The 19,718-nt window shown below is 74.0% G+C and carries 9 protein-coding genes and 1 pseudogene; 8 read left to right on the forward strand and 2 right to left on the reverse strand.

Translation table 11 applies throughout. From position 1 onward, the window contains the following. The first annotated feature begins 28 nt into the window (after window positions 1–28). From MID12_RS02585 to MID12_RS02620, 8 genes and pseudogenes are all read left to right on the forward strand, one after another. The gene (locus tag MID12_RS02585; protein ID WP_263172812.1) at window positions 29–646 is read left to right on the forward strand and encodes a TetR family transcriptional regulator; all 618 of its coding nucleotides are present in this window, start codon (window positions 29–31) and stop codon (window positions 644–646) included. 139 nt (window positions 647–785) lie between these two features. Further along, window positions 786–1,568 (forward strand): VC0807 family protein, encoded by a 783-nt coding sequence (locus MID12_RS02590; protein WP_263164606.1) that lies wholly within the window; start codon window positions 786–788, stop codon window positions 1,566–1,568. A 375-nt stretch (window positions 1,569–1,943) separates the two neighbouring features. After that, window positions 1,944–11,588, forward strand: a pseudogene (locus MID12_RS02595) (SDR family NAD(P)-dependent oxidoreductase); the annotation flags it as partial. A 337-nt stretch (window positions 11,589–11,925) separates the two neighbouring features. Then, window positions 11,926–14,406, forward strand: coding sequence for a type I polyketide synthase (locus MID12_RS32355; RefSeq protein WP_411576895.1), 2,481 nt, complete (start codon window positions 11,926–11,928; stop codon window positions 14,404–14,406). A gap of 37 nt (window positions 14,407–14,443) precedes the next feature. Continuing rightward, window positions 14,444–15,478 (forward strand): ketoacyl-ACP synthase III family protein, encoded by a 1,035-nt coding sequence (locus MID12_RS02605; RefSeq protein WP_040246457.1) that lies wholly within the window; start codon window positions 14,444–14,446, stop codon window positions 15,476–15,478. A gap of 135 nt (window positions 15,479–15,613) precedes the next feature. Beyond that, on the forward strand, window positions 15,614–16,615 hold the full coding sequence (locus MID12_RS02610; protein WP_263164609.1) for a helix-turn-helix transcriptional regulator: 1,002 nt from the start codon (window positions 15,614–15,616) through the stop codon (window positions 16,613–16,615). 136 nt (window positions 16,616–16,751) lie between these two features. Beyond that, a complete protein-coding gene (locus MID12_RS02615) occupies window positions 16,752–17,234 on the forward strand; it encodes a DUF456 domain-containing protein (RefSeq protein WP_263164610.1) in 483 nt (160 codons plus the stop codon). 81 nt (window positions 17,235–17,315) lie between these two features. Continuing rightward, window positions 17,316–17,684: a PPOX class F420-dependent oxidoreductase gene (locus tag MID12_RS02620; protein ID WP_040246461.1), complete on the forward strand. Its 369-nt coding sequence runs from the start codon at window positions 17,316–17,318 to the stop codon at window positions 17,682–17,684. A 34-nt stretch (window positions 17,685–17,718) separates the two neighbouring features. Here the strand turns inward: MID12_RS02620 and MID12_RS02625 are convergent, their stop codons facing one another. Together MID12_RS02625 and MID12_RS02630 are read right to left on the reverse strand one after the other, a co-directional pair. Next, on the reverse strand, window positions 17,719–18,264 hold the full coding sequence (locus tag MID12_RS02625; protein WP_263164612.1) for a methylated-DNA--[protein]-cysteine S-methyltransferase: 546 nt from the start codon (window positions 18,262–18,264) through the stop codon (window positions 17,719–17,721). Further along, a complete protein-coding gene (locus tag MID12_RS02630) occupies window positions 18,261–19,688 on the reverse strand; it encodes a bifunctional transcriptional activator/DNA repair enzyme AdaA (protein ID WP_263172815.1) in 1,428 nt (475 codons plus the stop codon). The genes MID12_RS02625 and MID12_RS02630 overlap by 4 nt, the downstream gene beginning before the upstream one ends. Between the last annotated feature and the right edge of the window lie 30 nt (window positions 19,689–19,718).

A 19,718-nucleotide genomic window follows, 5' to 3' on the forward strand; every position in this document is an offset into this window, starting at 1 on the left:
AAACGGATCATGTAAATTTGATGTCGTGATGCCCAAAGAAGAGCAGGCGAATCGCACCTTCACGCAGAATGCGCGGCGCACTCAGATCATCCAGGCCGCAATCGAGACACTGGCCGAAATCGGCTACCAGAAGACGTCGTTCAATCAGATATCAAAGAGAGCGAATCTCCGCAGCACCGGCATGATCTCCTACCATTTCTCGGGGAAACCCGAACTCTACTCCGAGGTGGCCGCCACGGTCCTCGCGATGGCGGAGGAGACCACGGGCTCCCGCATGGAGCGGGAGGAGACCTTCCGCGGCAGGCTCCGGGCGTACATCGAGGCCAACTTCGAGTTCCTCGCCCGGTATCCGGCCCATACGCAGGCGCTGGCCCAGATCCTCATGATGGACTGCGGCCGCGACCTCACCCGCTCCCAGACGCTGGCCCGCAGTGTGCTCTCCGTGGAACGGCTGAGTCTGCTGCTCGAACAGGGCCGCAGCGCGGGCGAGTTCGGGGCGTTCGACGCGCTCACGATGGCCCTCGCCATCCGCGGCGCGCTCGACGGCGTACTGCGGCGCTACCTCAAGAACGTCGACCTGGACCTGGAGCGGTGCGCGGCGGAGCTGACCGCCGCCTTCGACCAGTGCACCCGGCCACGGCAGTAGGGGTGTCTTCACAGTCCCGCACAGCGCCCGGCAGGCACTCTCGCCGCACCGGACACCGCGGACACCACACAGGACTCTGAAGACACCCCCTGGACACCCGGTCGGCCAGGCCGCCCGCCGAACCTCTGGAGCTCTGTTCATGACGCCCCCCACACCCGGCTCCTCCGACACCCCTCCCCCCACCACCGCCTCCGACGGCGAACCGTCCGGGGACGACGCGCCCTCCCGCTCCTCGCACTGGGGCTTCGCGCTCGTCGTCCTCTGCGACATCGTCCTGCCGGTGGCCCTCTACTACCTGCTGCGCGACCGCGGCATGAGCGAGGTCAACGCGCTGCTCCTGAGCGGCTCGGCACCCGCCCTGCACACCGTGTACTCCGCCGCGCGCCACCGCAGACTCGACGCCATCGGCGTCTTCACCATGGTGCTCCTGGTCACGAGCGCGCTCGCCACGCTGCTCACCGACGACCCCCGGATCGCCCTGGCCCGCAACGGCCTGTTCACCGCCCTGGCCGGGCTGTGGCTGCTGGCCACGCACTTCACCGCACGCCCCTTCACCTACCAGGCGCTGCGGGCCCTGCTGCCCCCCAAGAAGGACCTCCTTGAGCGTCTGTGGACGACGGACGCCTCCTTCCGCGGAGTCTGGCGGGGCCTGAACATCCTGTGGGGGGTCGGCCTGCTGTGCGACGCCGGGCTGCGCCTGCTCATGGCCTACACGCTGCCGGTCGACTCGGTGCCCGTACTCGACGGGGTCCTCTACGCGGCCTCGTGGATCCTGCTCCAGGTCATCACCCAGATCACCCTCCACCGCAGCGGCACCACCCGCAAGATCTTCGGTGACCTGGGGCGTCGCAAGGGACGCCGCCCCGGCCGGAAGACCCCGAGCGGCAGACCCGCCGCGGACGGCTCCGCCTCACCCCACTGAGCCCGCGCGGTCCGCGTGCCCCCTTTCCCGGGCTCCGGACCGCGAGGACCTCCCGCCCCGCCCGCCCGGTGGACGACCCGGCAGGCAGCGGGCGAGGGAGCCCGGCGCACGGCACCCCGGTGCCGTGGGCCGGGGCCGCGGCATGTCCGCGGGCGGGCCGCCCACCGCCCGGCCCACACCCCGCTCGGCACCCGTTCCCCCAGGTCAGCGAGGTGCGGCGGAAACGCTAGGCGATCCCCTAGCGGCGGTCTGCCGATACTGACCGGGCAGCAGCGGGTTTCAGGCCCTCGCGCGTACTCACGCCAGGCGCTGCTCCGCCCCGGTTCGTCGGCTGCACCGCATTTCCGCTCCCGATGCGATTGGAATCTGAGACGCGTGAGTGACGAGTTCCGGGATGATCTGATCCGCCCGCTGCACGAGCTGCTTGCCCACAACGCCGGTCGCTTTCCGGAGAAGACCGCCTTCCGGGACGCGCGCCGGGCGGTGACGTACCGGCTCCTGGCGGAGCGGACGCGCTGCCTGGCGGGCCACCTCAGGGACCTGGGCGTCGAGCCCGGCGACCGCGTGGTGCTCCGCCTCGGCAACCGCGTCGAGATGGTGGAGGGCTACCTCGCCGTCGCGCGCGCCGGAGGGGTCGCCGTACCCCTCGACCCCCAGTCCACCGACGCCGAACTCGGCCACCACCTCACCGACAGCGGTGCGGTACTGGTCATCGGCGCCGCCGCCCAGGCCGCGCAGCTCCGCGAGGTGAGCGCGGCGACCACCGCGCCGGGCCTGGTCCTCGCCGGCTCTCCCGGCGAAGTCCCGGACGGCGTACCCCGGTTCGAGGAACTCGCCACCACCGAGCCGGGCAGCGCCGCCTTCGACGCGCGCGGCCTCGACGAGCCCGCCTGGATGCTCTACACCTCGGGCACCACCGGCACCCCCAAGGGCGTCGTCCTGACGCTGCGCTCCTCGCTGTGGGCGACCGCCTCCTGCAACGTCCCGCTGCTCGGACTCGGTTCCGAGGACCGGGTGCTGTGGCCGATGCCGCTCTTCCACGCCGTCTCGCACAACATCGGGGTCCTCGGTGTGCTCGCGGCCGGTGCCTCGGCGCACCTCATGGTGGGCGCCGCGGCCGACGAGATCCTCGAAGCCGCCGTCGAGGAGGGCTCCACCTTCCTCGTCTCCCCGCCCGCGCTCTTCCACCGCATGGTCCAGGAGATCCGCCGGGGCGCGCCGCGCCCGGACACGCTCCGGGTGTGCATGGCCGCGGGCTCGCCCTGCCCGGCCGGTCTGCACGAGGACTTCGGGGAGGCCTTCGGCATCGGCCTGATCGACAGCTACGGAAGCACCGAGACCGGCGGCGCCATCACCACGCACGTCCCCGGCGGGCCGCGGGTCCCCGGTTCCTGCGGGCTGCCGCTGCCCGGACTCGCGCTGCGCCTGACGGATCCGGAGACCCGGCAGGAGGCCGCCGAGGGCCAGGAGGGCGAACTCTGGGTCCAGAGCCCGGCCTTGATGCTCGGCTACCACAACCGCCTTGAGGAGACCGCGGAGGTCCTGCAGGAGGGCTGGTACCGCACCGGCGACCTCGCCCGCCGCGACGCCGAGGGATACGTCACCCTCACCGGCCGGGTCAAGGAGGTCATCAACCGCGGCGGGGAGAAGGTCCACCCCCGCGAGGTGGAGGAGGTGCTCGGCCGCGTCCCCGGGGTCACCGACGCCGCCGTCGCCGGGCGCCCCCACCCCGTGCTCGGCGAGGTGCCGGTCGCCTATCTGGTGGGCGAGCCCGGCGCCGTCGACCCGGCGGAACTCCTCGCGGCCTGCCGCCGGGAGCTGTCGTACTTCAAGGTGCCCGACGAGTTCCGCCTGGTCCCCGCCGTCCCGCGGAACGCAGCCGGGAAGGTCGCCCGCCGCGAGCTGGCCGGACTGTCCGGCACCCTGCTCCTCGTCAACCCCTCGGTGTCCGGCCGCCCCGACCTGGAGGCCGCGGACCAGGACACCCCCCTGCCCGCCGCCCCGGCACCGGAGAACGGCACGGCCGCGGGGCGCGGTCTGCTGGATCTCGTACGGGCCGCCGTGGCGGAGGCCGTGGGGCTCGACTCGGTGGACGAGGTGCCCGCCGACCGGGCCCTGCACGCGATCGGCCTCACCTCCCTCGGCGCGGTCACGCTCCGGGACAAGCTCTCCTCGGCCACCGGCCGCCGCCTCTCCGCGGCCCTGGCCTACGACCACCCGACCGCCGCCGCCCTCGCCGCATACCTGGAGGGCGAGATGCTCGGCACGGCACCCGAGGCCGCCGCCACCGCACCCGAACGGCACGACCCGGACGAGCCGGTGGCCGTGGTCGCCATGGGCTGCCGCTTCCCCGGCGGGGCCGACACCCCGGGGGCCCTGTGGGACCTCGTCCTCGCCGAGACGGACGCGGTCGGACCGCTGCCGGCCGAGCGCGGCTGGGACCTGGACCGGCTCCTCGGTGAGGAGACCGGCGGCACCGGCAGGTCCTCCGCCCGGCAGGGCGGCTTCCTGGACGATGTCGGCGGTTTCGACGCGGAGTTCTTCGGGATCTCGCCGCGTGAGGCGCTGGCGATGGACCCGCAGCAGCGCCTCCTCCTGGAGACCGCCTGGGAGACCTTCGAACGCGCCGGTATCGACCCGGCCTCGCTCAAGGGCACCGCCACCGGCGTCTTCGCCGGGGTGATGCACGGCGGCTACGGCCCCGGGCTGCACAGCCGCGTACCCAAGAACCTGGAGGGCTACCTCGGCAACGGCGCCGCGAGCAGCGTCGCCTCCGGCCGCCTCTCCTACACCTTCGGCCTGCAGGGCCCGGCCCTCACCGTCGACACGGCCTGCTCCTCCTCGCTGGTGGCGCTGCACCTCGCGGCGCAGTCGCTGCGCAACGGCGAGTGCTCGCTGGCGCTCGCGGGCGGCGCGACCGTAATGTCCACCCCGGCCGCACTGGTCGAGTTCAGCCGTCAGGGCGCGCTCTCCGCCGACGGCCGCTGCAAGGCGTACGCGGCGGCGGCCAACGGCACCGGGTTCTCCGAGGGGGTGGGTCTGGTGCTCCTGGAGCGGCTGTCGGACGCCCGCCGTGCCGGGCATCCGGTGCTCGCGGTGATCCGGGGCTCGGCCGTCAACCAGGACGGCGCCAGCAATGGCCTGACCGCGCCCAACGGCCTCGCCCAGCAGCGCGTCATCCGCACCGCCCTCGCCAACGCCCGCCTGAACCCCGCCGACATCGACGCCGTCGAGGGCCACGGCACCGGCACCACGCTCGGCGACCCCATCGAGGCCGAAGCCCTGCTCGCGACCTACGGGCAGGACCGGCCCGCGGACCGGCCCCTGTGGCTCGGCTCGCTCAAGTCGAACATCGGGCACACCCAGGCCGCCGCCGGAATCGCCGGGGTGATCAAGGTCGTCCAGGCCATGCGCCACGGGAAGCTCCCGCGCACCCTGCATGTCGACGCGCCCTCCCCGCACATCGACTGGACCACCGGCGGGGTCGAGCTGCTCACCGAGACGGTCGACTGGCCCGAGACCGGCCGTCCGCGCCGGGCGGGTGTCTCCTCCTTCGGCGCCAGCGGCACCAACGCGCACCTGATCCTGGAGCAGCCCGAACCCGCCGAGGAGCAGGCCCCGGCGGTGGAACCGGAGCCGGAGGACACCGCGGTGCCCCTGCTGCTGTCCGCGCGCACCGAGGACGCGCTGCGCGAACAGGGCGAGCGCATCGCCGACTTCCTGGAGACGCACGAGGACGTCCCGCTGCGCGAGGTGGCCCGCACCCTGAGCGGTACGCGTGCGGTGTTCTCGTACCGTGCCGGGCTGGTCCCCCGCTCACGCCAGGACGCCATCACCACACTCCGCAACCTCACCCGCACCGACCACCCCCACCTCTCCACCCACCACAGCCCCCCACAACACAACCCCGTCTTCGTCTTCCCCGGCCAAGGCTCCCAATGGCCCGGCATGACCGCCCAACTCCTCGGCCACAACCACGCCTACACCCAACGCATCCACCAATGCGAACAAGCCCTCAACCCCCACGTCGACTGGTCACACTCACCGGCGTCCTCACCCAACAAAGCGACCAACCCACCCTCGACCGCGTCGACATCATCCAACCCACCCTCTGGGCCGTCATGGTCTCCCTCGCCGCCGCCTGGCAAGACGCCGGCATCCAACCCGCCGCCCGTCCTCGGCCACTCCCAAGGCGAAATCGCCGCCGCCACCGTCGCCGGCGCCCTCACCCTCCAAGACGCCGCCAAACTCACCACCCAACGCTCCCAACTCCTCACCACCCTCACCGGCAACGCCGGCATGACCACCCTCGCCCTCCCCCACACCACCACCCAACAACTCCTCACCCAACTCCACACCACCGACGCCCACATCGCCGCCATCAACAGCCCCACCACCACCGTCATCAGCGCACCCACCACCACCCTCACCACCATCGAAAACCACTGCACCCAACACGGCATCCGCCACCGCCGCATCCCCGTCGACTACGCCAGCCACAGCCCCCAAATGCAACAACTCCACACCCCCCTCACCCAACACCTCACCCTCAACCCCCAACCCACCACCACCCCCTACTACAGCTCACTCACCGGCACCCAACTCCAAGGCCACCAACTCACCCCCGACTACTGGTACAAAAACCTCCGCCACACCGTCGACTTCCACACCGCCACCCACACCCTCCTCCAACAAGGCCACCACACCTACATCGAAATCAGCCCCCACCCCGTCCTCACCCTCCCCCTCGAAGAAACCCTCCAACACCACCAACCCCACACACCCAAACAACCGTCCAACCCACCCTCCACCGCCACCACGACACCCCCCACCACCTCCACACCGCCACCACCCACGCCTACACCCACGGCATCCCCCACCACACCCCACCCACCCCACCCCACCCCCGACCTCCCCACCTACCCCTTCCAACACACCCACCACTGGCTGTCGAGCCTGCCCGAGGGCGGCGACCCGGAGTCGGTGGGCCAGCAGCTCATCAGCCACCCGGTGCTCGGCGCGGCGCTGCACACCGCCGACGCCGACTCGCTGATCCTGACCGGCCGCGTCTCCCCGGCGACCCACTCCTGGCTCGCCGACCACGTGGTGGACGGCGCCGTGCTCTTCCCCGGCACCGCCTTCGTCGAGCTGGCCATCCGCGCCGGTGACGAACTCGGCTGCTCGGTCCTGGAAGAGCTGGTCCTGGAAGCCCCCCTGGTGCTCGGCGCACAGGAGGCGGTCAGCCTGCAACTCACGGTGGGCGCGGCCGACGCCGACGGACGGCGCGCGGTGCGGATCCACTCCGCGCCGCCGGACGCCGCGCACGGCGCCGCCGCCGACGAGTCGCTGTGGCTGCGCCACGCCGGGGGGTTCCTGCGGCCCAGCCGCGCGGACGAGGACACCGAGGGCGGCTTCCCCTCCGTCTGGCCGCCGCAGGACGCGGAAGCGGTCGACGTCACGGGCGCCTACGAGCGGCTGGCCGGCGAGGGCTACGGCTACGGGCGGCTCTTCCGCGGGCTGCGCGCCATGTGGCGCAGCGGCGAGGAGGTCTACGCCGAGGTGGCGCTCGCCGAGGAGGGCGCCGCGGAGGGCTGGGGCGTGCATCCGGGTCTGCTGGACTCCGCCCTGCACCCCGACATCCTGAGCGGCCCCGGCACGGCCGAGGGAGTGCGGCTGCCCTTCTCCTGGAACTCCGTACGGCTGTTCACCTCGGGGGCGACCGCGCTGCGGGTGCGGCTGAGCGGCGCCGGTTCGGACGGGGTGTCCCTCTTCGCGGTGGACCCGGCCGGTGAACCGGTCCTGGCGGTCGGCGCGTTGACCACGCGCCCGATGGACGGGGGCGCGGGCGCCCCGGCGGCGCGGCTCACCCGGCAGTCGCTGTTCCGGCTCGGCTGGACCCCGCTCGCCACCGAGCCCGCTGCCGCGGGCCGGGAGCGCTGGGCCGTCACCGGGCCCGGCGCGGACGAGCTGGCGCGAGTGCTCCGTACCGCGGGCGCCGAGGTCGCGGCCCACGCCCGGCCGCAGGAGGCCCTGGCACTCCCCGGCGAAGGGGGCGCGGTGCCCGAGGTGCTGATCCTGCTCGCGCCGCCGGTGGCCGAGTACGAGGGGACGAGCGCGGAGGAGGCGCGCCGGGTCGCCCACCGGGCCCTCGCCGACCTGCAACACTGCCTGGGTTCACCGGAGTTCGACGGGTGCCGTCTCATCGTGGCCACCCGGGGGGCGGTCGCGGCCGGTACCGACGAGCACGGCACCGACCTCACCACCGCCCCGCTGTGGGGCCTGGTCAGGGCCGCCCAGGCGGAGTACCCGGACCGGCTCACGCTGCTCGACCTCGACCCCGCGTCCGGCACCGAGGCCCCCTCGGCGGCCGACGCCGCCGCCCTGCTCGCCGCCCTCCGGGCCCGGGAGCCGCAACTCGCCGCGCGTGACGGCGGGTTGCTGCTGCCGCGGCTGGTCCGCGCGGGCGATCCCGAGGAGAGCTCAAGGCCGCTGGACCCCGAGGGCACGGTCCTGCTGACCGGCGGCACCGGAGGGCTCGGCGCGGTCCTCGCCCGCCATCTGGTGGCCGCCCACGGAGCCCGGCACCTGCTGCTCGTCAGCAGGAGCGGCCCCGCGGCCCCGGGCGCCGCGGACCTGGTCGCGGAACTCGCCGCGGCGGGCGCCGAGGCGGAGGCAATCGCCTGCGACGTCGCCGACCGCGCCGCCCTCGCCGCGCTCCTGGACGGACTCGACCGCCCCCTGACGGCCGTGGTGCACGTGGCCGGTGGGCTCGACGACGCCACCCTGCCCTCGCTCACGCCGGAGCGCATCGACACGGTGATGCTGCCCAAGGCGGACGCGGCCGTGCACCTGCACGAGCTGACCCGCGGCGCGGACCTCGCCCGCTTCGTGCTCTTCTCCTCGGTCGCCGGGGTCCTCGGCGGCCCCGGCCAGGCCAACTACGCGGCGGCCAACGCCTTCCTGGACGGACTCGCCCAGCACCGGCACGCGCTCGGCCTGCCCGCCACCTCGATCGCCTGGGGCCTGTGGGAGGACGGCGGCCTCACCGCCCACCTGGGCGAGACCGACCGGCGCCGGATCTCCCGCAACGGGGTACGACCGCTGACGGCCGAGCAGGGCACGGCGCTCTTCGACGCGGCCACGGCCGACCAGGGCCCGGCCTTCGTCGCCGCGCGCTTCGACCCGGCCGCCCTGCGGCGCCGCCCGGACGGCGTCCCGGTCCTGCTCACCGGCCTGGTGCCGACCACCCTGCGCCGCAGCGCCGCGGCGGCCGGCGCGGTGCAGGCCGCGGACGGCCAGTGGCTGGCGGGCCTGTCGCCCGCCGAGGCCGCCCGCGAGGTGCTCACGGCCGTCCGTACCCACGCGGCCTCCGTGCTCGGCCACGAGTCGGCGGAGGCGGTGCCCCCGGAGGCGGTCTTCAAGGAGCTGGGCTTCGACTCGCTCGCGGCCGTCGAACTGCGCAACCGGCTCAACGAGGCCACCGGGCTGCGGCTCGCGCCGACCGTGGTCTTCGACCACCCCACCGCGCAGGCCCTGGCCGACCATGTCCACGAGACGGTCGGCGGCGCCGGGACCGAGACCGCGGCCCCGCTCCAGCCCTCGGTGAGCACCCTCGCGGACGACGACGCGATCGCCGTCGTCTCCATGGGCTGCCGCTTCCCCGGCGGCGTCGCCTCCCCCAAGGACCTGTGGGACCTGGTGGCCTCCGGAACGGACGCCGTCACCGGCTTCCCCACCGACCGGGGCTGGGACCTCGAAGCCCTGTACCACCCGGACCCGGACCACCCCGGTACGTCCTACGCCCGCGAAGGCGCCTTCCTGGACGACGCGGGCGGTTTCGACGCGGAGTTCTTCGGGATCTCGCCGCGCGAGGCGCTGGCGATGGACCCGCAGCAGCGGCTCCTCCTGGAGACCGCCTGGGAGACCTTCGAACGCGCCGGTATCGCACGGGCCGCCCTGAAGGGCTCCTCGACCGGGATCTTCGTCGGCGCCCTCTCCCAGGAGTACGGCTCCACCCTGCTCCACGAGGCTCCCGAGGGCCTCGACGGCATGCTGCTCACCGGCAACGCGCTCAGCATGGTCTCGGGACGCCTGGCCTACTTCCTCGGGCTGGAAGGCCCGGCGGTGACCGTGGACACCGCCTGCTCCTCCTCGCTGGTGGCGCTGCACCAGGCCGCGCAGGCGGTGCGCAACGGCGAGTGCACCCTGGCGCTCGCGGGCGGCGTGACGGTGATCGCGACCCCGGGCACCTTCACCGCCTTCAGTACGCAGCGGGCCATGTCCCCCGACGGACGCTGCAAGTCCTTCGCCGCCTCCGCCGACGGCACCGGCTGGGGCGAGGGGGTGGGTCTGGTGCTCCTGGAGCGGCTGTCCGACGCCCGCCGCGCCGGGCATCCGGTCCTCGCGGTGATCCGCGGCTCGGCCGTCAACCAGGACGGGGCCTCCAACGGCCTGACCGCGCCCAACGGCCTCGCCCAGCAGCGCGTCATCCGCACCGCCCTCGCCAACGCCCGCCTCAACCCCGCCGACATCGACGCCGTCGAGGCGCACGGCACCGGCACCACCCTCGGCGACCCCATCGAGGCGCAGGCGCTCCTCGCCACCTACGGTCAGGACCGGCCCGCGGACCGGCCCCTGTGGCTCGGCTCCCTCAAGTCGAACATCGGGCACACCCAGGCCGCCGCCGGAATCGCCGGGGTCATCAAGGTCGTCCAGGCCATGCGCTACGGGAAGCTCCCCCGCACCCTGCACGTCGACGCGCCCTCCCCGCACATCGACTGGACCACCGGTGAGGTCGAACTCCTGGTGGAGGAACGGGAGTGGCCCGCCTCGGAACGGGTGCGCCGGGCCGGAGTGTCGTCCTTCGGGATCAGCGGCACCAACGCCCACGTGATCCTGGAGGAGGCCCCCGCCCAGCCGACGGCATCGGCCGAAGGCGAAGTCGAGGACGAGGAGGCCGCCGTCCCGCTGCTGCTCTCGGCACGGGACGAACCGGCACTGCACGCCCAGGGGGAACAGCTCGCGAGCTTCCTGGAGGAGCACCCCGAGGTGCCGCTGCCGGAGGTCGCGCGGTCGCTCAGGAGCCGTGCGGTGTTCTCGTACCGGGCCGGGCTGGTCCCCCGCTCACGCCAGGACGCCATCACCACACTCCGCGACCTCACCCACGCCGACCACCCCCACCTCTCCACCCACCACAGCCCCCCACAACACAACCCCGTCTTCGTCTTCCCCGGCCAAGGCTCCCAATGGCCCGGCATGACCGCCCAACTCCTCGGCCACAACCACGCCTACACCCAACGCATCCACCAATGCGAACAAGCCCTCAACCCCCACGTCGACTGGTCACTCACCGGCGTCCTCACCCAACAAAGCGACCAACCCACCCTCGACCGCGTCGACATCATCCAACCCACCCTCTGGGCCGTCATGGTCTCCCTCGCCGCCGCCTGGCAAGACGCCGGCATCCAACCCGCCGCCGTCCTCGGCCACTCCCAAGGCGAAATCGCCGCCGCCACCGTCGCCGGCGCCCTCACCCTCCAAGACGCCGCCAAACTCACCACCCAACGCTCCCAACTCCTCACCACCCTCACCGGCAACGCCGGCATGACCACCCTCGCCCTCCCCCACACCACCACCCAACAACTCCTCACCCAACTCCACACCACCGACGCCCACATCGCCGCCATCAACAGCCCCACCACCACCGTCATCAGCGCACCCACCCACCACCCTCACCACCATCGAAAACCACTGCACCCAACACGGCATCCGCCACCGCCGCATCCCCGTCGACTACGCCAGCCACAGCCCCCAAATGCAACAACTCCACACCCCCCTCACCCAACACACCTCACCCTCAACCCCAAACCCACCACCACCCCCTACTACTCATCCCTCACCGGCACCCAACTCCAAGGCCACCAACTCACCCCCGACTACTGGTACAAAAACCTCCGCCACACCGTCGACTTCCACACCGCCACCCACACCCTCCTCCAACAAGGCCACCACACCTACATCGAAATCAGCCCCCACCCCGTCCTCACCCTCCCCCTCGAAGAAACCCTCCAACACCACCAACCCCACACCCCAAACAACCGTCCAACCCACCCTCCACCGCCACCACGACACCCCCCCCACCTCCACACCGCCACCACCCACGCCTACACCCACGGCATCCCCCACCACACCCCCACCCACCCCACCCCACCCCGACCTCCCCACCTACCCCTTCCAACACACCCACCACTGGCTGAAGGCGGAGCCCACCTCCGGCGGCGGCGGGGGCATCGGTGCGGTCAAGGCGGAGCACCCGCTGCTCGGCGCGGCGGTCGAACTCCCCGACTCCGGAACGGTGGTGTTCACCGGCCGCGTCTCGGCGGGCAACCACCCGTGGCTCACCCGGGAGGACTCCCCCGGTCTGCACCGGGTCCGGGAGACCGCGCTGGTGGACCTGGTGCTCAGCGCGGCGGACCAGACCGGCTGCCCGCACCTGGAGTCGCTGTCCCTGACCGACCCCCTGGTGCTGCCCGAGTCCGGAGTGGTGCAGCTGCGGGTGACCGTGGGCGACCCCTCACCCGAGGGGACACGGCCGGTGTCGGTGCACTCGCGGCGCGGGGAGACCGGCGTCGGCAGGCCCTGGACCCGGCACGCCACCGGTGCCCTCACCCCGAGTGCCCGCGCCGCCGACTGGGACCTGGAGGCATGGCCGCCCGTGGAGGCAGCGGCCGTACCGCACGCGGACGCCCTGCCCGAGGACGGCGCGACGCAGAGCACCCGTACCGTCTGGCAGCGCGAGGGGGAGCTGTTCGCCGAGGTCGCCCTGCCCGAGCAACTCGGCGCGGACGCGGGCGACTTCGGCCTCCACCCGGTGCTGGCCGACGCGGTGCTCAACCCGCTGCGGATCGAGGGAGCGGCGGCCGGTTCCCCCTGGCACGCCGCGGCCTGGCAGGGCGTGCGGCTGCACGCCTCCGGCGCCTCGGTGCTGCGGGTGCGGCTGTCCCCGGCGGGCGACGGGACCTGGACGGTACGGGCCGCCGACGCGACGGGCACCCCGGTGCTCACGGTGGAGTCCCTGACCCTGCGCCCCGCCTCCCGGCAGGACCTCCGTACGGCGGGCGCCTCCCAGCAGGACGGGCTCTTCCAGGTGGCCTGGAGCGATCTGGAGCTCCCGGCCTCCGGGGAGACGCCCGCCACCTGGGCGATCGTCGGCGAGGACGTGCTGCACGCCCGGTCCGGGCTGATGGCGGCGGGGCAGTACACCGAGGCCCACGCCGATCTGGAGAGCCTGGCGGCGACCGTCGCCGATCCCGCCAAGGCGCCCGAGGTGATCGTGCTGACCTGTGCCGCCGAGGAGGCGCCGCGCGGTGGTGCCCAACTGGCCGAGGCCGTCCACGAGTCCACCGCGCAGGTGCTCGACTGGGCGCAGGCCCTGGTGACGCAGCCCTTCTTCGCCCGGTCCCGGATGGTCGTGCTCACCCGGGGTGCCGTCCCCGCCTGGGACGGCACCGGTCCGGGCGGCCGGCTCGACCTGACGGCCTCCGCCGCGTGGGGCCTGCTGCGTTCGGCCCAGGCCGAGTTCCCCGGCAGGTTCCTGCTGGTGGACACCGATGCGAGCAAGCCCGCCTGGCGCGCCCTGCTCAAGGCCGTCACCACCGACGAGCCCCAGTGGGCGCTGCGCAAGCGGGCCGCCCGCGTCCCCCGGCTCACCCGGCTCGACGCCGCGGCGGCCGGATCCGAGGACACCGGGATACTCACCGGCCGGCCCGGGACGGTCCTGGTCACCGGCGGCACCGGAGTCCTCGGCACCCTGGTCGCCCGCCATCTGGTGACCGAACACGGCGTACGCGACCTGCTTCTGACGAGCCGTCAGGGTCTTGAGGCGCCGGGCGCGGAGGCACTGCGGGAGGAACTGACCGCCCTCGGCGCCCAGGTCACGGTCGCCGCCTGCGACGCCGCCGACCGGACCGCGCTGGAGAAGGCCCTCGCGGAGCTGCCCGCGGACCGGCCGCTGCGCGCGGTGGTGCACACCGCGGGAGTCATCGACGACGGTGTCGTCCCCTCCCTGACGCCCGAGCGGCTGGACGCGGTGCTGCGGGCGAAGGCGGACGCGGCGCTCGCGCTGCGCGAGGCCACCCGCGGAGCCGACCTCTCGGCCTTCGTCCTCTTCTCCTCGGTGGCCGGCATCCTCGGCGGCGCCGGGCAGGCCAACTACGCGGCGGGCAACACCTTCCTGGACGCCTTCGCCCACCAGGTGCGGGCCGAGGGCGTACCGGCGACCTCGATCGCCTGGGGCGTGTGGGCCGGACGCGGGCTGCTGGCCTCCGGCAAGGCGGGCCTGGCCCTGCCGGGAATCGGCGAACTCCCGCCCGGGCAGGGCCTGCAGCTCTTCGACAGCGCGCTGCGCACCGGTCGCGGCCTCACCGTCGCCGCGCAGTGGGACCTCAACGTCCTCTACGCCCGGGCGCGGGCGGGCGAGACCCCGGCCGTACTGCGGTCGGTACTGCCCGCACCGGAGCGGCCCCGGGCCCAGGACGCACCGGCCAGGGCGACCGAACTGCGGCACCTGCTGGCCGAGATGGCCACCGACACCGAGCGGGACACCGCGCTCAGCGATCTCGTACGGGAGCACATCGCCAAGGTGCTCGGGCACGGCTCCGCGGAGGCGGTGTCCGCCACGGCCGAGCTGAAGGACCTCGGCTTCGACTCCCTGACCTCGCTCAACCTGCGCAACGCCCTCAACACCGCGACCCGGCTGAGTCTGCCGCCCGGCGTCGCCTTCGACTTCACCTCACCCGCCGAACTCGCCCAGCACATCAAGAAAGAGCTGCTCGCCTGAGACCGGCCACGGTGCCGCACGGAAACGGAGATCCCCCATGAGGGTAGAGAACGTCCACATCAATTCGCTGGGAGTCACGCTGCACGAGTGGGCGAGCGCCGAGAAGGCGGTCGCGGACGGCAGGGTGGAACCGGAGGTGACGGAGGCCAACGGCCTCACCGGTACGCATGTCTCCGGGGACATCCCGGCCGTCGACCTGGCGGTCTCGGCGGCCCGTACCGCCCTGGAGCGCTCCAAGCTGGAGCCCGAGGAGATCTCCTCGCACATCCACAGCGCGGTCCACTACCAGGGCCCCGCGGGCTCCTACCCGCCCGGGTACATCCTGCGCGAGCTGGGCCTCGCGGAGGTCTCCGCGCTCTACCTCCAGCAGGGCTGCAACGGCATGCTCGGCACCCTGGAGGTCGCGATCGGGCAGATGACCGGCGCCTCCGAGGCGGAGGCGGTGCTGCTGACCACGGGCGAGAACTTCACCTCCCCGGAGATCGACCGCTGGACCGGCTACGGCCAGTCGTACTTCCTCGGCGACGGCGGGGCCGCGGTCCTGCTGAGCGCGGAGGAGGGCTTCGCCGAGGTGCGCTCGCTGCACGCGGGGGTGCTGCCCGCGCTGGAGAAGTGGCACCGCGGCGAGGGCCCGCTGCTGCTGCGCGAGGCCGAGGGTTCCATGGCGGACATGGCCGCGCGCGCCGAGCACTTCACCGAGACCGAGCTGTCGCTCTCGGAGACCCTGGAGAAGCTCACCGTGTTCGACCTGGCCGTCATCCACCAGGCCCTGGTGGACGCCGGTCTGAACGCCGCCGACCTCGCCAAGGTCGTCCCGATCAACATGGACGGCCGCATGATCGAGTACTCGGTGATGATGCCCCTGGGGCTGCCCATGTCGCGGTCCAGCTTCGACTTCGGCCGGGGCGTCGGCCATGTCGGCGGCGCCGACGTGATGATCACCCTGGAGCACCTGGTCCGCACCCGCGAGGTGGAGCCCGGCGACCACGTCCTGCTGATCTCCCAGGGGCCGGGCTGGATCTGCACCGCCTGCATCGTCACCGTCACCGAGCACCCGGCCTGGGCCATCTGAGCGGTCCGGCGGCAGCACGGCGCGGGCGGGCGGGGCGCGCTCCCGTCCGCCCGCGCCCCTGACCGGGGGCTTTGCGCGCGGTCCGTTTCACGCCAGACTGCGGCCAGTGACCGAGCGGGGGAGGAACAGCGCCGCATGCTGAGTGCGATAGGTCTGGACGAGGTGCACGAGTCGGCGTACCGGGCGCTCGTCTCGGCGGGCGCGGCCGAGGTGCCCGAACTGGCGCGCCGGCTCATGCTCGGCGAGTACGCCACCGAGCGGGCGCTGCGCAGACTGGAGCGGCACGGCCTGGCCGCCCGGTCCACGGCCCGGCCGGAGCGCTGGGTCGCGGCCCCGCCGGGCGCCGCCCTGGGAGCCCTGCTCGCCGAGCGGCGCGGCGCCCTGGACCGGGCCGCGCAGGCGGCCGCCCAGCTCGCGGAGGAGTACCGCAGCCGGTCCGGCGGGCCCGCGGGACCCGACCCGGTCGAGGTCGTCAGCGGTACCGCCGCGGTCGCCCGGCGCTTCACGCAGGCGGTGCTGGGTGCCCGCGATGAGCTGTGCGTCCTGCTGCCCGGATCCGCCGTGGGGCGGCCCGGGGCGGAGCCGGGTCCGGAGGGGGCGCTGCGCAGGACGGTGGTGGAGCGCTCGGCGCTGGCACCGCCCCGGGGCGTACCGGAGCTGGGCGCGGCACGGGAGCCCGGCGAGGCCCTGCGCGTCGTCGACCGGGTCCCCGCGCACCTGGTCGTCGCCGACCGCTCGTTCGCCCTGGTCGCGCTGGACGCGGGAGCCGCGGAACCCTCGGCGGTGGTGGTGCACGCCAGCGCCCTGCTCGACGCGCTCCTGCTGCTCTTCGAATCGGTGTGGAGCCGGGCGGTGCCGCTGCGGCTCGGCCCGCGCACCGGGCCGGTGGCCGACGAGCCGGAGACGGCGGAACCGGACGAGACGGACCTGGAGATCCTCTCCCTGCTCCTGGCCGGGCTGACCGACGCGAGCGTGGCCAAACAGCTCGACCTGGGGCTGCGCACGGTGCAGCGGCGGGTCAGACGGCTGATGGAGCTGACCGGCGTGACCACCCGGCTCCAGCTCGGCTGGCACGCCTACGAACGCGACTGGATCGCGCGCGAGGCACGGCGGCCGCTCTCCTCCTCCGGGTCCTGATCCGGGCGGCTCCGAGTGCTGAACCGGCGCGGCTCCGGGGCCCGAACCAGCTCGGCTCCGGGTCCTGAACCGGAGCGGCCCGAGGCCCCGGGGCGCGCGTCCTGCGGCCCGGCGCGGGTTCCGGCAGGCTGGAGGGATGGGAGCCTGGGAACTCCTGCTGGTCGCGCTGGTGATGCTGATCGGCCTGTGCGGAGTGCTGCTGCCCGGCGTACCCGGCTCGTGGCTGGTGTGGGCCGCGGTGCTGTGGTGGACGCTCGCGGATCCGCACGGCCTGGCCTGGGGGATCTTCCTCGGCGCGAGCGCGGTGCTGCTCACGGCGCAGGCGGTGCGCTGGCAGCTCCCCGCGCGGCGGCTGCGGTCCTACGGGGCGGACCGGCGGATGGTCGCCGCCGCGGGCGCGGGGGCGCTGCTCGGCTTCGTGCTGCTGCCGGTGGTGGGCGCGGTGCCGGGCTTCCTGCTCGGCGGCTATCTCTCCGAGCGGCTGCGGCTCGGCTCCCACGCCGCCGCGGCGGCCGCGACGCGCACCGCGCTGCGCCACGGCGGGAGCCGGATCCTGGTCGAACTCTTCGCCTGCCTGCTGATCATGGGGGCCTGGCTGGGTGCGGTGATCGCGGGCTGAGGCGCCGGGGCCGCGGGGCGGCGGGCAAGAAGGCGCTCGCCGCCCCGTGCGCATACCGGATGTGTCTGCGAGCATCAGGACATGACCGGACTCAGTGAGCGGGAACGTGCCTATCTGGGCACGCAGCGCATCGGCAGACTGGCCACCGTCGACACCGAGGGCCAGCCGCAGGCGAACCCCGTCGGCTACTTCCCGCAGGACGACGGGACCCTCCTGGTCGGCGGACTGTCCATGGGGACCAGCAAGAAGTGGCGCAATCTCAAGGGGAATCCACGGCTGTCCCTGGTCGTGGACGACATCGTGAGCGAGCGGCCCTGGCGGGTGCGCGGGGTGGAGATCCGCGGGGAGGCCGAACTCCTCACCGGGCCGCACGAGTTGGGCCCGCACTTCAGCGAGGAGGTGATCCGCATCCACCCGAAGTGGGTGCACAGCTGGGGACTTGAGGAGTGACCCGCGCACGGACCCCGGGCGAGCCCGCGCACCGTCAGCCCGTGCCGGGCAGCGCCCGCTCCAGCCCCAGCAGGTGCCGCTTGCGGTCGAGGCCACCCGCGTAGCCGGTCAGTGAACCGTTCGCGCCGAGCACCCGGTGGCAGGGCCGCACGATCAGCAGCGGATTGGCGCCGATGGCTCCCCCGACCGCGCGGACGGCGGCCCGGGAGGCGCCGATCCGGGCCGCGATCGCGCCGTAGCTGGTGGTCCGCCCGTAGGGGATGGCGTCCAGGGCGTCCCAGACCCGCTCCCGGAAGGCGCTGCCGACCGGCGCCAACGGCAGCCGGAACGCGGTGAGTTCGCCCACGAAGTAGGCGGCGAGCTGCTCCTCGGCGGCCCGGAAGCGCTCCGGTGCGCGCCGCCAGTCCGCGCGGACGCTGCGCCCGCCCTTCTGCCCGGGCACGGAGAGCGAGGTCAGCGCCCCCGACTCGTCCCCGGTGAGCAGGAGTTCACCCACCGGGCTGTCCGCGAGCGCGTAGTACACCGGGGCGGGGGCGGACTCGTCCAGCCGCCCGGGGGTCGGGGTCATGGTGCTGGTCATCGCGATGACTTCCTTTCCGCGTACGGGAGTGGGGGCGCCCCCTGGCGGAGGTGCTGATGTGCGTAGGTGCGCCAGGGCCGCCAGCTGTCCGGGGGGTCCTCGCCGGGGTGGGCGGTGTCCGGGTCGCCCAGGGCGCGGGCGCGGATCCGGGCGGCCGCCGCCGGGTCGGCACCGGGCAGGGCGAGGAAGGCGCGGTGGGCCTCCTCCCGGTCGGCGCCCGGGTCGAGGCTGAGGCGCCCCTCGGTCAGCGCGGCGGCGAGCGCGCCGACCGGCCCGGGCTCGGCGCGGAGCGCGGCGGGCGCCGGGAAGACATGGGTGAGCGTGCCGCAGGGCCGCTCCAGCGGGGTGCCGTGCCGCAGCACGAGCCGCCGGGCCTCCTCCGGCCCCGCGAGCACCCGTACCGCGAACTCCTCGGCCTCGGCGGCGCCCGGTGCGCGCAGCCCGGGGCGGGCGGCCACCAGGGGCGCCAACTCCGGGTCGGCGCCCAGGCGTTCGTCCACCGCGAAGGGGTCCGCGTCCAGGTCGAAGAGCCGGCGCAGCCGCTGTACGGCGGTGGTCAGGTCCCGCAGGTCGGCGAGGTGCAGCTTCGCCTCCAGCCAGCCACCGGGGCGGGCCGCGGTGGTGCCCGAACCGTGTCCGCCGCGCTCGCCGACGGCCACGATGCCGGTGCCGTGCGGAAGGCGGAGCGTACGCCGGTAGGTGCGGGCGCCCGCGGGCCCGGTCAGCTGCTCGATGCCGGGCAGCGCCTCCGCGGCGAGCTGGTCGAAGAGGGCGCCGGTCCGGTGCGGCCCGCGGTGGGCGAGGCGCAGCGGGACACCGGCCGCCGGGCGCTCGCGGCCCCGCCTCGCCGGGCCCTCGCCCGGGCCGCTCCCGGAGGCGCCGCGCAGCGCGGTGGGCGTGCTGTCGTACACCGCCCGCATGGTGTCGTTGAACTGGCGCACGCTGGCGAAGCCCGCCGCGAAGGCGATGTCGGTCACCGGCAGCGCGGTGGTCTGCAAGAGCAGCCGCGCGGTGTGGGCGCGCTGCGCCCGGGCGAGGGCGACCGGTCCGGCGCCGAGTTCCGCGGTGAGCTGGCGCTGCACCTGGCGGGCGCTGTAGCCGAGGCGTCCGGCGAGCCCGGCGACCCCTTCCCGGTCGACCACCCCGTCGCCGATCATGCGCATGGCGCGGCCGACCACATCGGCCCGCTGGTCCCACTCGGCGGAGCCGGGCGCCGCGTCGGGGCGGCAGCGGCGGCAGGCCCGGAAGCCGGAGTGCTGCGCCGCGGCGGCGGTCGGGTAGAAGCGGACATTGGTCCGCTTCGGGGTGACCGCGGGACAGCTGGGACGGCAGTAGATACCGGTCGTCGCCACGGCGAAGAAGAACGCGCCGTCGAAGCGCGCATCCCGGCTGCGCACCGCCTCGTACCTGGTCTCTTCGTCCATCACGCTCCCCAGTGTGCGCCGGGGGCCACG

Origin of the sequence: Streptomyces sp. SCSIO ZS0520 (assembly GCF_025643355.1) — a bacterium.
In the GTDB taxonomy this organism is placed as follows: Bacteria; Actinomycetota; Actinomycetes; order Streptomycetales; family Streptomycetaceae; genus Streptomyces; species Streptomyces physcomitrii.

Coding starts and splice junctions, on each gene's coding strand:
- MID12_RS02625 (WP_263164612.1), bottom strand. CDS start 18,264: ATGACCAGCACCATGACCCCGACCCCCGGGCGGCTGGACGAGTCCGCC.
- MID12_RS02615 (WP_263164610.1), top strand. CDS start 16,752: ATGGGAGCCTGGGAACTCCTGCTGGTCGCGCTGGTGATGCTGATCGGC.
- MID12_RS02590 (WP_263164606.1), top strand. CDS start 786: ATGACGCCCCCCACACCCGGCTCCTCCGACACCCCTCCCCCCACCACC.
- MID12_RS02585 (WP_263172812.1), top strand. CDS start 29: ATGCCCAAAGAAGAGCAGGCGAATCGCACCTTCACGCAGAATGCGCGG.
- MID12_RS02610 (WP_263164609.1), top strand. CDS start 15,614: ATGCTGAGTGCGATAGGTCTGGACGAGGTGCACGAGTCGGCGTACCGG.
- MID12_RS02605 (WP_040246457.1), top strand. CDS start 14,444: ATGAGGGTAGAGAACGTCCACATCAATTCGCTGGGAGTCACGCTGCAC.
- MID12_RS02630 (WP_263172815.1), bottom strand. CDS start 19,688: ATGGACGAAGAGACCAGGTACGAGGCGGTGCGCAGCCGGGATGCGCGC.
- MID12_RS02620 (WP_040246461.1), top strand. CDS start 17,316: ATGACCGGACTCAGTGAGCGGGAACGTGCCTATCTGGGCACGCAGCGC.